The following is a 12615-nucleotide window of genomic DNA, read 5'->3' as shown; positions in this document are numbered from 1 at the left end:
CGGGTAAGGAAGCGCAGGCTGTTGGCTGCGCCCTCCGTGTCTGCCCGGGCTTGCACTGTCATCTGCCGGCGCCGGGTCAGGTTGGCGATGCTGTCGGCGGCCACGCGGGTGTCGACGTCGATGCCAATGCGGACCTGGCGGCGCTGGGTGAGGTTGCGGATCTCTTCGGCCGCGACGCGGGTGTCGACGCTCGGCCTGATGATGATGGTGCGGTCGGCGGTGAGCTTGTCGAGCTTCGTCACCGCCCGGTCGTAGGCGGCCTGGTTGATCTGGGCACTGATGTCGACCGTGTGAGCGGCAAGGCCGTCCAGGGCGGAGGCGTCCAGGTCGACATCGACGGTCACGGACCTGCGGTGCAGGAACCGATCGAGTTCCTCGGCGGCAACGCGGGTGTCCGCGTCGACCCCGATATAGGCCTTGCGCTTCTGGACGAGGTTCTTCAGTTCGTCGGCCGCGACACGCGTATCGGCTGTGGCGCGCACGTTGACCGTGCGTTCCTTGGTGAGTTTGTCCAGCGCGGTGGTGGCTGCCTTGGCGTCCAGCTTGGCGCCGATGGTGACGGTGCGGTCCTTGGTCAAGGTTCGCAGAGCCTCGCTGGTCTCCTTCTTTGCCAGCTTGGCGGTGACCTTGACCTCGCGGCCCTTGGTCAGAGTCCGCAGCGAGGTGGTCGCTGCGCGCGTATCCGCATTCGCTCTGATCTTGACCGTGCGTTCTTTGACCAGCGTCGACAGTTGGGCCCGGGCGTCCTTGTCGTCCAGCTTGGCCAGGATCGACGCGCTGACCTTCTTCGCCTTCAGCCGGTCGATCGCGCGGTCGTAGGCGGACTCGTCGGCCGTGACCTCGACGTAGCCCTCGGCGATTCGGAAGCTACCCGCCACCCTCTCCTCCAACGCTCACGAGCCCGGGGAACTGCGCCCGGAACTGGGTCAGCGAGACCTCAGTCGTCTCGCCGGCGCCCTGCCGCGGGGGCGGGGCCGTTGTGCTCGTGCGGGTTGGGGTGGTGCTGGCTGGCGGCTCGTCGCGTTCTTCCTCGACCCGGGCCGCCATCACTCCTTGGTAGGCGGTGAGCCGGTAGGCGAGGGAGAAGTAGCGGCGGGCCGGGATCTCGACTTGCTCAAGGTCGAGGCCGTAGATGGCGAGGAAGTCGGCGTCGATGTCGTCGAGGTGGGTGAGGACCCACATGATCTGTGCTGTCCGGTCCGCGATGGTCTCCAGCCATGGCTGCCCGGCCAGCCAGTCACGCAGGAGGGTCAGCCACGCCGGTTGGCTTTTCCCTCCTTCTCCTGCTTGCCGAGGGCCTGCTCGACGATGATCTCGACGATCCTGTCCAACTGGTCCTGGGTGAGGGCCCTGGACTGCTCCAGCGCCATGTAGGCGTCCTCGCCGAGGACCCGGATGAGGAGCGGTGCGGTGGCGACCTCGTGGCCGACCTCCGCCGCGTGGCGCAGGTACTGCAGGGCGACACCGCGGGGGATGTGCTTGGGGATCGTGTACTCGTCGTCGCCGATGTAGAAGAGGGGGACCCGCTCGTCGGGGACCTCGTCGTCTGAGGCGATCCGGATGGGTTCGAAGCCGAGGTCGCCCGGCGCGACGGTGGGCCTGGCCGCCGCGCGCTTGCGGGCCGCGGTGGTCTGACGGGTACGGGCGGGGGTGGATGCCATGGGTGGTGCTCCTCGCTGCGGACAGGGCTGGGGGTGTCGGCTCAGCTGGTCTGGTCGACGATGTGGAACGGGGCGATGCTGGCGCTGACGTAGTGGCCGCTGAGCTTCACGGGGATCAGCGTCTGCTTGTCCTTGGTGTAGGCCAGCTCGCTGCTGTCGGTGTTGAGCATGCGGCGGCCGATGACCCGGCGCCGGAACTGGTTCGGCGCGTAACCGTCCATGATCACGGCGAAGTAGGTCGGCTGCGTCGCGCTGGAGGAGACGTTGGGGTCATAGGACTTCCAGCCCGCGCCGCTGGCGGCCGTGCCGCCGTTCAGGCTCATGGAGAGGTTCTCCAGCGTGGCCTCGGCGAGCGACGTCTCGATGGTGAAGTCGACCTTCGTCAGCCGGGAGCCGACGCGGACGGTGATCTGGTCGACCTCCAGCTCGCTGTACGTCTGGTCGACGGACAGCTTGACGCCGTCCTGGGTACCGCCCAGGTCCGTCCAGCTCGACGCCGGCGGGACCGCGTTGACCGCGGTGTCCAGCGGTTCGGTCGCACCGAAAGCTCCCTGGTAGAGGGTCGCCGGGCCCTGGATGAGGTTGGTGGTGGTGACTGCCATGGGTCAGCTCTCCTTGGTGGGGCCGGCAGCGGGTCCGGTCTTCTTCGGTGCGACGGCCGCGGGCTGCGGGGCGGGCTCCGGCGCCGCGGGGGCTGCGGTCGCCGGCGGCACTTCCTCGGCGGTGTCCTCTTCGAGGAGGAGGCCCTGCCGCTGCAAGTCGAGGTACTCGGCGTCGTCGACGTCGAGTTCCAGGTCGGGGCGCATGGTGGTGCGGATCTTCGGCATCAGCGGTAGTCCTCTCGGCGGAGCGGGAACCTGTGGTGGGCGAACTGCGGCAGGTGCGGCAGGGCGATGGTCTGCTCGGGCGGGATGCTCGGCGGGCAGGGCACGATCCGGATGTCGCCGGTCAGCAGGAACTCCAGCTCCGGCCGGCTGTCGTGGACGATCGTGCGGCCGTTCCACGACAGGAGCTGCCCGTGCGGGGTGTCCTCCTGGATCGCCCACATGCGGCTCATGACGGGACCTCCGTCCACGCGAGGACCAGGCCCGGAATCGAGTACCGGGCATACGACGACGGGTCGTCCGGGACACGGCGCGGCTCGCCGGTGGTGTACGCCGACAGCACCCGCGCGGCCGGGTAGCCGGTTGGCAGGGCGACGACCTTGGGGATGGCCGGATGGTCGTAGCAGGCGGCCTGGATCGCCTCGGCCAGGACGGCAGCGCGGTTCCATGGCGGTTTCTGCGAACCGGGGTTGGCGGCCCAGCAGTCGATGCCGATGGCGGGCTCGCGCAGCGGGACGTACAGGTTGGGGGTGCCGCCGGCGACGACGAGGGTGACGAACCCGCCGTCGGCCCAGCCGACGCTGCCGTCCGCGCCGGGCTTGGGCAGGGTGGTGGCGACGCGGTCACCGACCACGGTCTTCAGCCAGGCGGTGGCCACCAGCTCGTGGGTGGCGCGCAGCGGGGGCGTGCTCATGCGGTCCTCCGCTGGAACAGGGCCGGCCGGAGGTACGGATGCGGTGCGGTGCCCGGGTGATTGACGCGGGCCACGGGGTGGTCGGCGCCGGGCCAGTGCAGCGCCTTCTTATTGCGCGGGAGGATGACGTGCGGCGCCGTGCCGAGTTCGACGTCGGTGGCGTAGTTGCAGTCCAGCGAGCCGACCCGGAGCACCTTGTCGTGGACCTCGCGGCGGAGGCTGTCACGGAGGCGGCCAGTGCGCTTGTGCACGTAGTCCCGGGCGTCGGAGAGGATCGCGTCGCCGAGCTGCTCCAGCCAGTCGTTGATGGCTGCGTCGACGTGCGCGCGCGAGCTCGGGTCGATCCGCATACCGGATCGCGCCATGGCCGCCTCCTCTCCGAAGGTGGTCGTACGGTGGCCGGCCCGGTCTCCCCGGGCTGTGCGGCCGTGTGCTGTTAGGTGGTGCGCCGCAGGTCGAGCCGGAGATCGGCTGCGGCTGCGGGGTTCGCCATCGAGGACACGGCGTCGACGATGTAGACCGCGCCGGTGCGCTCGTCGCGTACACGGTCCTGGTCCTGGATGTCCGTGCCTGCGGCGACGCGGGCGACCGCGTACCGGACGATCCGTGGGGTGGGGTCGTCGCGGGTGGTGACGCGGCGGGACTGTTCGGTCAGGGCGGCCGGGATCTCGGCTGCGATCGGGGTGTCGGTGTCCACCTCGTCGCCGTAGGCGTCGGTGGCGGTGCCGCGGAGGATGCTGATCCGGGTGGTGGCGATGGCCTGCATTACGGGCCTCCGGTGTACGGGGCCCAGACGAGCGAGTCGTCACTGCCGTCCGAGAGCGGGTCACCGAGGAGCGGGCCTGCGCCCTCGACCGCGGAGCGGACGTGGACTGTGCGGGACCGCATCCACGACACCCGCTGCAGCGCCCGCTTGGCCATCGGTGCGAGGACCAGGCCGTCGCCCTGCAGCGTGGTGGAGACCTGGTCCTGCTGGATCTGCGTGGCATCCAGCCGCGTCTCCAGCCCGAACTGCCCCGCGATCCACGCTGCCTGTCGGGCGACGGCCCGGCCCAGCCAGTAGAGATCCCGCGTCCGGATCCGCGGTGTGTCGGCGTAGACCCGGTTGGTGAAGATCTCGATGTCGTCCTGCGCCTGGGCAAGCTGAGCATCGGTCACGGACACACCGGTGGTGTCGATGACCTGCTGCGTCGTCGCCCAGGCGTTCACCATGTCAGCCCTCGCTCTTGCTGCTGCTGGTGTCCTTGCCGTCGGCCTCGATGACGTCGCGCGGCGTGGTGGTGTCCTCCGGAGCGTGGTCCACCGACGAGGGGACGGTCTCGACCGAGTAGGTCAGCACCAGCGACTTGCCGTCCGGGTGCTCCTCCTGCCCGTCGAAGGACACGCCGCCGCGCGGGTGCAGGCCACGCTGGATCGCCTCGTTGGTGACCGCGGCCCGGTTGGCCTCGTGCTGGTAGTCCTCACCCGTCCACCTGTCGGCACGGACGATGAACTCCTTGACGTGCCGCGTACCTTCCGCGCCGTCGGCGGAACGCTCGTCGACCTCGACCTCCGGGGCGCCGGCCTTCGCCGGGAACTGCCGCTGCCGGAGCTGCTCGCGGTCCTCGCCCTTCGCCTGCTCGGTGTCGGCGGGCTTGCTGCTGGTGGTGGTCTTCCTCGCTGCCATGGCTCACCTCCCTGCTGTGGGTGGTGTGCCGCCCGGAGCCGGCGGGCGGCACACCACGAAGAGGGGTCAGCCGACGAGGATGGAGGCGCCGTTGGGGTGGCCGTAGGCCCAGCCGCGGCGGGCGCGCATCTTGAGGATCGACTCATCGGTGAGGGCGGACAGGCCGTCGCGGCCGTCGATGAACACGGACTCCGGGCCGGAGCGGACGCCGAGGAGCATGAGTTCCGGGTTGACGAACGCCATGATCGGGCGGCCAGTCGGGGTCGGCGTGGCGGTCGCGGAGACGCGGGCGCCGAGGGACCAGCGGACCGGGACACCGAAGATGGTGTCGGGAGTGCCGGCACCGTTCTCGTTGAAGATCGGCCGCTGCTGGCCGTCGAGGACGCCGCGGAGGCTCTTGCGGAACGCGGGGTGGGCGATGGCGACCATGTTGCCCGGGTCGAAGTAATCGCCACCCTCCACGGCGGCGATCGCGGTGGAGAACTCGGCGTAGGTCGGGGCGCCGCTGCTGGACGCGGTAACGATGTTCGTGCCGCCCGTGTAGGAGAGCGTCGCGTCGGTCGTGGCCAGCAGCTGGTAGAGCGACGTGAACGGGACGGTGGTGCCGTTCGATGCGGCCGACACCGCGAGCGTCGCGTTGTCGATCATCTTGGCGTAGGACTTGCCCCAGCCGATCATCTTCGCTTCGATGACGTTCGCCACCGAGTCGTCGATGTCCTCTTCGGCGATGCGGGCGGCCTTGCCGAACTTGACCGCGCTGAGCAGCACCTCGTCGTTCAGCGAGGTGTCCTCGCCGTAGGCGCCGCCCTTGGCGACGACGTCGACACCCATGCCGGCCGTGCGCGGCACGTGCTTGGTGTCGGAGCCCATCGGGATGCGGGAGGCGAGGGCCTCGACCGCGCTGATCTGGTTGATGCCCTGGATGACCCGGCTGGTCTCGTACTCTTCCGGGATCCAGGCTTCCATGGTGTTGCGTGCCACGGGGGCCCTCCTGCGGGCGCGTGATGGGGGAAGCTGGTCGGCTCCGGCCCCATCACGGGCGCCTTCGCAAGCAAGGTTGTCAGCGCGATTCGATCTCCGAATCGAAGCTCACAGGCTAAAGATACCTTCGAAAGTCAAGCCTTGCCCAGCAGTCGGGCCGCGTGGATCTCCGCCGTCGACCGAGGCTTGTTCGGCGCCGCCGGGCGGGGCGCTCCCGTCGGCCGCGGCTTCGGCTTCCGCTCCGGCACTGCGAACAGCTCTGGGTAGTCCCGCGTCAGCTCGGCGATCGCAGCGTCCAGCCCGGACACGGCCCCGTCCTCGTCGACGTCCAGGCCGTCCAGGTCCACCAGCTTCAGCAGCCGCTTCAGCCGCGACTCGCCCTTGTCCCGCGCGGTCTCCGAGTTCGGGTCCTTCTCGTCCTGCAGGAAGGCCAGCGCGCCTGCCTCGACGAGCGCGCCGCGCACCGCGGTCCGCACCAGGGGAGTGCGGTACCGCTTCTCGCCCTCCTCGCGGGCCTCGCGCAGCGCCTTCTCGTGGTCGGTCTCGTCGCCGCGGGCCTTCTCCTCCAGCTCTTTGTTCCGGAGCCTGTGCTTTTTCGCGTCCTCGTTGGCCTTCTTCAGTGCAGCCTGGGTGCGCGCCCACTCGTCCTTGGACGGCGGCTTGTAGTCGTCCGCCTTGTCGTCGTCGGTCTTCTTCGCCGGGGGCTTCGGCTTCGGCGTCTCCTCTGGCTCCTCTTCCGGGGCGTCGTCCGGCCCGGGCTCGGCCGCCGGTTCCTCGTCGGGGACTTCGACGTCCGGGCTGTCGTCGTCGGTCTCGGCGCCGCCGGCGATGAGGTGGATCGGTCGGCCGTCGGCGCGGTAGCCGAGGATCGTCGCGGGCGGCAGACTGATGCCTTCGGCCTGCTGGTCGGTGGTGTGGATGCCCATGGTGTTCTCCCATCACGGGGTCGGCGGCGGCCCATCGGCGGGCGCCGGGGTCTATGCGGCGGCCGGGAACCGGCCGGTGCGGAGGGCGGTGCGGGCGCGGGCCTCGACCGCGGGCAGCAGGTCATCAACGGTGCGCAGCAACTCGCGGGCCGCACGCAGCCGTACCGCCCGGGACTCCGACGGCCGGCCGGTGCCGTATCCGATGGAGCGCTCGGCCTCGCGGCGCAGCGCCTCCGGGAACGGGGTGCCGCTCGTCCTCCACCTGTTGTCCCAGGGGACGGTGCGGCAGCGGCAGTGCGCGTGCAGCGGCGGCCCGTCCACCCCGGCCGCCCGGGCGCTGCGTTGACGCGGGTCCCACGACAGGCCGCCCGGGAACGCCTCGTCCGGCTTCGCGGTGCGGCCGGTGTAGGCCAGGCAGCGCACGCACGCATCGGCCTCCGCCACCCACAGCCGCAGCGGGGCGGTCGCGCGGACGACGGCGTCCAGGCCTTCATGGACCGCGGTGTTGATGACCCACGCGACGTGAGCGCGCACGGCGGGCAGGACAGCCCGGGCGGCGCCGAGCCCGGCCAGCATGTGGGACCACCGCGACACCCGATCCGGGTGCAGCAAGAACAGTGCGCGATCGCGGCGCTCGACCACCATGTCCCGGATGCGGCGTGCCTCATCGAGCAGGACCCGGCCCGCCGACGGCGCGCGCGGCTCCCGGCGTCTGCGGCCGGACGCGGCCCGCACGAACTCGGAGCCCTGCCGTACCCCCATGTCCAGCGCGGGCCCCAGACCGTCGGCGAGTACCGCGGGCGCCCGCCGCGCGAGGTCATCCAGAAGCCGGACGGCGGCGGCCCGGGCCGCCGCGATGATGCGGCGCAGTACATCACCGGGAACGGCCGGCTGGTTGGGGCCGCCGTACGCGCGGGTCCACGCGGTGAGCGTGCGGCGGACGAGCTCCTCGAACGCACGGTCCATCCCGAGCAGCGCCCGCCCGGCGAGTCGGTTCTCCAGGTCGATGACCTCACCGGTGTGGTCGTCCTGCACCAGGCGGGTGAGGTGCTCGCTGGAGTACGGCATCAGCTCTCCTCCTGCGCCTGGGCCAGGGCCTCCAGGTCGCTGATCGCGTCGGTCATGAGCGCGGTGACCTGCTCGTTGGTGATGACGCCGAGCGCGGCCGCGGCACCCAACTTCTGCGCAGAGTCGGCGAGGGAGGCAAGGACGTCGACGCGGCGCTGCAGCTCGGCGTCGTCGGTGCCGGACAGCCAGGCGTCGACCTGCTCTGCCCGGTAGCCGGCCTCGATGAGGGCCTGCCGGCGCGGTACCCCGGCGGCGATCTTCGCCTGTACGGTCTGCCAGCCCTCAGCGTCGTCCACGGTCTCGGCCGGCCTCCAGTGCACGGTGACAACGGGGTCCTCGACGCCGAGGCGGCGCAGCGCGAACGCCACTGCCTCGCGGAGGGTGGCGCCGTAGGACAGCTGCCGGTTGCCGACCTTCTTGGTGAACGGGGCGTCCTGAGCGCGCACGCTCTGGCCGGTGGGCTGGTCTCCGGACGGGTCGAACAGGTGCAGCGGCGTCGTGCAGATCTGGGCCATGGCCCGCACGTTGAACATGATCGGGTCGAGGAACACCTGTGGGTTCGCCGCGTCGAACTGGCCGACGGCCTTGTAACCGCGTAGCAGCCACATCTCGCCCGGGCCCGCCTTCAGGCTGCTCTCCTCGCCGGAGTCGGACGGGCCGAGGCCGCGTTCGTTGGTGGGCCAGTCGCCGTCGTCCCAGTCGCCGGGCTCCAGGTCGGAGGTGTCCGTGGTGGACGTCTCCGTGAGTGCGTACCGCTGCGGTGCGCCCTGGTAGTCGACCGTGCCCATGTGGGTGGCCTGCAGCTTGGTGATGGCGTTCTGCGGGCCGTAGGCGCCGTAGTGCTCTGGTGTGCCGTAGGGCCGGTCGGTGCGGAAGTGGAAGACCGGCTGTTCGTTCCAGTCGTGCTCGATCGACCAGGACTCGGGGTCCTCGGCGTCGGCCGGCCAGTGGTGCCAGTCGCCGGCCTGTTCGCCGCGGGAGTTCTCGCTGGTGGTCCAGCGTTCGGTGTGGTCGTCGTAGTAGAGCTCGGCGCGCTGGTACTTCCCCTCAGCCCACTTCTTGATCGTGAACGCTTTGCGGCGGGGGTTCTCCTCGTCGTAGATCACGCGCACGGTCTGCGGCGAGTTGTAGTACATCTCGACGCGGACGACGTTGCCCTGATCGTCCTCGACGGGGAGGACCATGAGGTAGGCGTCGCCGTACTCGCCGGCTCGGCGGAACAGGTCGGGCATCTCCAGGTCGAGCTGGTTGTCCTGCCAGATCTTGGAGATGAGGGCGGTCTGTTCGTCGTCCGCTCCGGTGATGCCTGCGATCTCCAGCCGGTCGGTGACGGCGTCGACGGGGGTCTTGGCGAAGTTCAGGTCGAAGTCGATGCGGTGGGCGGCGAGGGCGCGGCGCAGGCGGGCGTTGACGAAGACCTCGGGGACCTTGCCGTCGTAGTAGGTCTGGGCTTGGTCGTAGCCGGGGCGGGAGTCCTTCAGCTCTTCGATCCCGAGCATGAGGTCGGCGAGCGACTCGTCATCCAATGCGACCTCCCACCCGTAACCTTTGAATCGAAGGATAGACGGTCGCCGTGGTGGCGTCATGCGCTCCGACGTAGGTTGATCGCCTTCGAAACGAAGACGCTACGCGTACGCCGCAGTTCGAGCCGACGGCGCGGCCTTCCGCTCGGGCGGGATGAACCGGCGCACCGCGCTCCCCACCGCGTCCACCAAGTCGTCATGCGGCGCCTTGGGGAACGCGCACATCTGCTCCTCCAACTCGCGAAGCCGACGAGCGTGCAGGACTCGGCCCCGCTGGTAGTAGCCGAGCACCCCCTCCGCGCGCACGAACTTCGGCTCCGTCTGTGACACCGGCTTCACCTTCACCGGCATGTCGTGGAGCACGGACTTCCACACGTCCTGGCCCTGGTTGACCTCGATCAGGATCAGCCCGATCCGCGGCCACTCATCGAGCAGCGCGAGGACCCGCTCGCGCAGCTGCTCGCCGGGTGGGACCTTCACGGCGAGCGCCTCGTGCACCGTGCAGCGGCGGGTCTGGGCAGACCAGGAAACGACGGCCAGCCCGGTGAAGTCCGACTTCCTCTTCGCGGTGACCGCGGGGTCGATGCTGAGCATCATGTGGCTGACGGGGTCCGGGCCGTCGGGGCCTGGGTAGCGGAAGTCGTCCGGCGTCCACAGATCGCCGTCGGCGCCCATGGGGTCGTTGGCGTAGTTCTTCGCGAACGACCTGGTGTGCTCGATGGACTTGAGATAGGCCAGCGGCCACTTCGCCGGCCAAACGCTGCGCTCGTACCCGCCAGCCGTCTTGATGATCGGCGGGGTGTAGTGCGCTTCGAAGCCCTCCTCACGGATCCAGTCGGCGGTCTCGACGCCGCGGGCGTGCTTCACGAGCTGGTGGACGATGCTGCCCGGCATGGTGACAGTGCCGGAGATGACGACGCGTGCGTACACGTTGAGGGGGAGGATCGCGTCGACGAGCGTGGTGCGCCGCTTGCGGGCCAGCTCAGGCGAGTACGACGACTCGTCCGGCTCGATGTCGTCGCACAGCAGTAGGTCGGGCCGCTGCTCGCCGACCTTCATACCGAGGTTGCTGGAGTCGATGCCGCGGGCAGCGAACACGAATCCGGACTTGGCCATGTACATCGCCTGTGTGTCCGCGACGTTCGCGCCGCCGGGCCGCTTCGCCGCGGTGCACAGGTCGGGGTAGTCACGGCGCAGGGTGTCGTTGTTGTCGATCTCCTTCTTGAACGACGCGAGGTGGGTCTCGGCCTGGGTGGCGGACGCGGCGAACGCGGCAGCGAACTTCACGTGCCCGTGAGCGGCGGCCCACGTGGGCAGGATCAAGAACCACCACGTCGATTTGCCCATGTTGCGGGGGGCGATGTAGGCGTGCCGGTTCTCACCGGGTCCGGCCGGCGGGCGCACCCACTGGCGGGCGGCGCGGCACCAGTCGAGGTGAGCGTCGCCGAAGGTGATCTTCCCGTCTTCGTCCTTGAGGTGGTGGCGCAGGTAGACGAGGGCGAAGAGCAGGGGGTCGAGGCGCGTGAATACGCGCCGGCCTTCGGGGTCGGCGAGGAGCCGCGGGTCGAACTGGGCGAGGTAGGCGTCGAGGTTGAACGTCTCGGCGTCGAGGCCGTCGAGGTAGCCGGCCGGTGTGCGGGTTGTGGGCGTCACCGGGTCAGGCCTCGGTCGGGCCGTCGAGGATCTGCCGCTCTTCCAGCTCGGTGCGGGCCTTGGCTTCGCGGAGCATCTCCTGGAGTTCGAGATCCTGCTGCGTCACCTCGTGCACGGTCGCGTCGACCTTCGTGGGCTGGTCAAGGCCGAACAGCTTCCGGAATGACTCGCGCGCGCGGAGTGCCCGGTCGACGGCCCGGAGCTTGATGTCGTAGTCGGGGAGCGGGTTGCCCTCGGCGTCGTAGACGACCCGGCCGTGGGAGACCATGACGTGGTCGGCCTGGAGGATGTCGAGTACCTCGTCGTACATCGCCTCCAGGCGGGCGGCCTCCATCTCCACCAGTTCCTTGGCGGGGCCGAGACAGGCGTCGCGGAGGGCGTTGCGGACGGCTCGGATGGCGCCGGCTTTGTCGATGCCGAGGTGGTCGGCGATCTGCTGGTAGGTCCAGTGTTGAGCCCGGAGCTTGGCTGCGTAGGCGTCACGTTCGGCTCGTTCGAGGGTGCGGAGGTAGCGGCCCCTGCCATCGCGGTCGTCTTGGTGCGGGTTGCCTGTCATGGTGGGCCCCTCCACTTCTGGGTACCTTTGAATCGTAGGTAACTGGGTCACGTGAGCTTCGATTCTGCGGTGAGAAGTGGGGTGCTGGCTATGGTGTCCGACCGAGGCGGCCGGTACGGGTTCGTGTACCGGTCCAGGCAGAAGGTCTACCGGGCGCTGCGCCGCAAGGGCATGTCGAAGTCCAGGGCGGCGCGCATCTCCAACGAAGGTTTCACGAGGGCTGGGCGAAGCCTGATGGCGCGCAAGGCGGCGAAGACCCGGCAGATGCGCGGGCGAAAGCGTCACTGATCAGGTGGCGGATGGAGGGGCCCGGAGCCGGGCGGTGGCTCCGGGCCTCGCCCATGTCTACGGGCAGGTCTCGCCGTACTTCACCGCGGTGAACTCCACCGGCTGCCCAGCCAGCTTCGCACCGGCCGCGGGCTTCTGCGTGCACACCTGCCAATTCGACTCGATGAGCACCATGCGGTCGTCGCTGGACGCGTCGTTCACGGTGATCGACGTGCTGCTGTCGAGCGCGGCCCGGGCGGCCTTCACGCTCTTCCCATGGAAGTCCGGCATCGTCCCGCCGGCGGCCGACGGCGCGGACTGGTCCTTCGCCGGGCAGGTCTCGTCGAGCTTGACGCTGCCGAAGTCCAGCTCGGTGTCCGTAGGCACGACCTTGCCGGCCTTGTAGTTCTGGGAGCAAACCTTCCAGTTCCGGTCGAACGCCTGGAAGCGGCCGCGGCCGAGGGAGTCGTGGGACTTCAGAGCGTAGAAGCCCTGCTTCTGGGCGGCGTCTTGGGCGGACTGGAGGCCCATGCCGACGAAGTTGGGGACGGTCTTCTTGGCAACGGTCTTGCTGTCGTTGCTGCCTGTGCCGCTGGTTGCCGTGGCGGTGGTTTTGCTGCCAGTGCCGTTCGTCTCGGTGGGCTGGCATGCGGTGCCGGCGCCGAGGACGGCGACGAGCGCGGCGGTGCAAGCGAGTGTTCTGCGGTTCATGGGTCCCCCCTGGTGCGGGTGTTGCGGTGAGGGGGTGAGCGTACGGCTGGCGGGGCGGGGTGTGTGGGTGGTGTGACTGGGCTGT

At 69.8% G+C, this 12615-nt stretch carries 18 protein-coding genes and 1 pseudogene; 1 reads left to right on the top strand and 18 read right to left on the bottom strand.

The window, feature by feature from the left end; translation table 11 throughout:
- The 17 genes and pseudogenes from IE312_RS25285 to IE312_RS25205 all read right to left on the bottom strand — a co-directional run.
- Positions 1-878: pseudogene (locus tag IE312_RS25285) on the bottom strand (peptidoglycan DD-metalloendopeptidase family protein); the annotation flags it as partial.
- Positions 868-1182, bottom strand: coding sequence for a hypothetical protein (locus tag IE312_RS25280; protein WP_189984622.1), 315 nt, complete (start codon positions 1180-1182; stop codon positions 868-870). The pseudogene IE312_RS25285 and the gene IE312_RS25280, both read right to left, overlap by 11 nt.
- A gap of 68 nt (positions 1183-1250) precedes the next feature.
- Positions 1251-1661, bottom strand: a complete 411-nt coding sequence (locus IE312_RS25275) for a hypothetical protein (RefSeq protein WP_189984621.1) — start codon at positions 1659-1661, stop codon at positions 1251-1253.
- Between the two features lie 41 nt (positions 1662-1702).
- A complete protein-coding gene (locus IE312_RS25270) occupies positions 1703-2263 on the bottom strand; it encodes a hypothetical protein (protein WP_189984620.1) in 561 nt (186 codons plus the stop codon).
- Positions 2264-2266: 3 nt separating this feature from the next.
- Positions 2267-2488, bottom strand: a complete 222-nt coding sequence (locus IE312_RS25265; RefSeq protein WP_189984619.1) for a hypothetical protein — start codon at positions 2486-2488, stop codon at positions 2267-2269.
- Complete coding sequence (locus tag IE312_RS25260) at positions 2488-2718, bottom strand: hypothetical protein (RefSeq protein WP_189984618.1); 231 nt, start codon at positions 2716-2718, stop codon at positions 2488-2490. Before IE312_RS25260 ends, IE312_RS25265 begins: the two co-directional genes overlap by 1 nt.
- Complete coding sequence (locus tag IE312_RS25255) at positions 2715-3179, bottom strand: hypothetical protein (RefSeq protein ID WP_189984617.1); 465 nt, start codon at positions 3177-3179, stop codon at positions 2715-2717. The genes IE312_RS25260 and IE312_RS25255 overlap by 4 nt, the downstream gene beginning before the upstream one ends.
- Positions 3176-3544 carry an HK97 gp10 family phage protein gene (locus IE312_RS25250; RefSeq protein WP_189984616.1) on the bottom strand — a complete coding sequence of 123 codons (369 nt, stop codon included), beginning with the start codon at positions 3542-3544 and terminating at the stop codon, positions 3176-3178. The genes IE312_RS25255 and IE312_RS25250 overlap by 4 nt, the downstream gene beginning before the upstream one ends.
- A 71-nt stretch (positions 3545-3615) precedes the next feature.
- Positions 3616-3945 carry a hypothetical protein gene (locus tag IE312_RS25245; protein WP_189984615.1) on the bottom strand — a complete coding sequence of 110 codons (330 nt, stop codon included), beginning with the start codon at positions 3943-3945 and terminating at the stop codon, positions 3616-3618.
- Entirely contained in the window at positions 3945-4391 is a 447-nt protein-coding gene (locus tag IE312_RS25240) for a hypothetical protein (protein ID WP_189984614.1), read from the bottom strand. The genes IE312_RS25245 and IE312_RS25240 overlap by 1 nt, the downstream gene beginning before the upstream one ends.
- Position 4392: 1 nt before the next feature.
- Positions 4393-4845 carry a hypothetical protein gene (locus IE312_RS25235; protein WP_189984613.1) on the bottom strand — a complete coding sequence of 151 codons (453 nt, stop codon included), beginning with the start codon at positions 4843-4845 and terminating at the stop codon, positions 4393-4395.
- Positions 4846-4911: 66 nt separating this feature from the next.
- Entirely contained in the window at positions 4912-5826 is a 915-nt protein-coding gene (locus IE312_RS25230) for a phage major capsid protein (protein WP_189984612.1), read from the bottom strand.
- A gap of 134 nt (positions 5827-5960) precedes the next feature.
- Positions 5961-6752: a hypothetical protein gene (locus IE312_RS25225; protein ID WP_189984611.1), complete on the bottom strand. Its 792-nt coding sequence runs from the start codon at positions 6750-6752 to the stop codon at positions 5961-5963.
- 51 nt (positions 6753-6803) lie between these two features.
- A complete protein-coding gene (locus IE312_RS25220) occupies positions 6804-7820 on the bottom strand; it encodes a hypothetical protein (protein ID WP_189984610.1) in 1017 nt (338 codons plus the stop codon).
- A complete protein-coding gene (locus IE312_RS25215; protein WP_189984609.1) occupies positions 7820-9346 on the bottom strand; it encodes a phage portal protein in 1527 nt (508 codons plus the stop codon). The genes IE312_RS25220 and IE312_RS25215 overlap by 1 nt, the downstream gene beginning before the upstream one ends.
- Before the next feature lie 99 nt (positions 9347-9445).
- On the bottom strand, positions 9446-10996 hold the full coding sequence (locus IE312_RS25210; protein ID WP_189984608.1) for a phage terminase large subunit family protein: 1551 nt from the start codon (positions 10994-10996) through the stop codon (positions 9446-9448).
- A 4-nt stretch (positions 10997-11000) separates the two neighbouring features.
- Positions 11001-11552: a hypothetical protein gene (locus IE312_RS25205; protein WP_189984607.1), complete on the bottom strand. Its 552-nt coding sequence runs from the start codon at positions 11550-11552 to the stop codon at positions 11001-11003.
- A gap of 90 nt (positions 11553-11642) precedes the next feature.
- Here IE312_RS25205 and IE312_RS25200 point away from each other — a divergent pair, with 90 nt between their 5' ends.
- Positions 11643-11840: a DUF7218 family protein gene (locus IE312_RS25200; protein WP_189984606.1), complete on the top strand. Its 198-nt coding sequence runs from the start codon at positions 11643-11645 to the stop codon at positions 11838-11840.
- Between the two features lie 57 nt (positions 11841-11897).
- On the opposite strand, the gene IE312_RS25195 is transcribed toward IE312_RS25200, so the two are convergent.
- A complete protein-coding gene (locus IE312_RS25195) occupies positions 11898-12530 on the bottom strand; it encodes a PASTA domain-containing protein (RefSeq protein WP_189984605.1) in 633 nt (210 codons plus the stop codon).
- Between the last annotated feature and the right edge of the window lie 85 nt (positions 12531-12615).

It is taken from the genome of Streptomyces capoamus (genome assembly GCF_014654935.1).
Lineage (GTDB): Bacteria > Actinomycetota > Actinomycetes > Streptomycetales > Streptomycetaceae > Streptomyces > Streptomyces capoamus.
The sequence above is the reverse complement of the archived record's forward strand: the minus strand, read 5'-3'. Positions and strand labels throughout refer to the sequence as shown.

What these genes read in the sequence shown, in the direction of transcription:
- IE312_RS25280 (WP_189984622.1), bottom strand. Translation starts at nt 1,182, where the DNA reads ATGTGGGTCCTCACCCACCTCGACGACATCGACGCCGACTTCCTCGCC.
- IE312_RS25275 (WP_189984621.1), bottom strand. Translation starts at nt 1,661, where the DNA reads ATGGCATCCACCCCCGCCCGTACCCGTCAGACCACCGCGGCCCGCAAG.
- IE312_RS25270 (WP_189984620.1), bottom strand. Translation starts at nt 2,263, where the DNA reads ATGGCAGTCACCACCACCAACCTCATCCAGGGCCCGGCGACCCTCTAC.
- IE312_RS25265 (WP_189984619.1), bottom strand. Translation starts at nt 2,488, where the DNA reads ATGCCGAAGATCCGCACCACCATGCGCCCCGACCTGGAACTCGACGTC.
- IE312_RS25260 (WP_189984618.1), bottom strand. Translation starts at nt 2,718, where the DNA reads ATGAGCCGCATGTGGGCGATCCAGGAGGACACCCCGCACGGGCAGCTC.
- IE312_RS25255 (WP_189984617.1), bottom strand. Translation starts at nt 3,179, where the DNA reads ATGAGCACGCCCCCGCTGCGCGCCACCCACGAGCTGGTGGCCACCGCC.
- IE312_RS25250 (WP_189984616.1), bottom strand. Translation starts at nt 3,544, where the DNA reads ATGGCGCGATCCGGTATGCGGATCGACCCGAGCTCGCGCGCGCACGTC.
- IE312_RS25245 (WP_189984615.1), bottom strand. Translation starts at nt 3,945, where the DNA reads ATGCAGGCCATCGCCACCACCCGGATCAGCATCCTCCGCGGCACCGCC.
- IE312_RS25240 (WP_189984614.1), bottom strand. Translation starts at nt 4,391, where the DNA reads ATGGTGAACGCCTGGGCGACGACGCAGCAGGTCATCGACACCACCGGT.
- IE312_RS25235 (WP_189984613.1), bottom strand. Translation starts at nt 4,845, where the DNA reads ATGGCAGCGAGGAAGACCACCACCAGCAGCAAGCCCGCCGACACCGAG.
- IE312_RS25225 (WP_189984611.1), bottom strand. Translation starts at nt 6,752, where the DNA reads ATGGGCATCCACACCACCGACCAGCAGGCCGAAGGCATCAGTCTGCCG.
- IE312_RS25220 (WP_189984610.1), bottom strand. Translation starts at nt 7,820, where the DNA reads ATGCCGTACTCCAGCGAGCACCTCACCCGCCTGGTGCAGGACGACCAC.
- IE312_RS25205 (WP_189984607.1), bottom strand. Translation starts at nt 11,552, where the DNA reads ATGACAGGCAACCCGCACCAAGACGACCGCGATGGCAGGGGCCGCTAC.
- IE312_RS25200 (WP_189984606.1), top strand. Translation starts at nt 11,643, where the DNA reads ATGGTGTCCGACCGAGGCGGCCGGTACGGGTTCGTGTACCGGTCCAGG.
- IE312_RS25195 (WP_189984605.1), bottom strand. Translation starts at nt 12,530, where the DNA reads ATGAACCGCAGAACACTCGCTTGCACCGCCGCGCTCGTCGCCGTCCTC.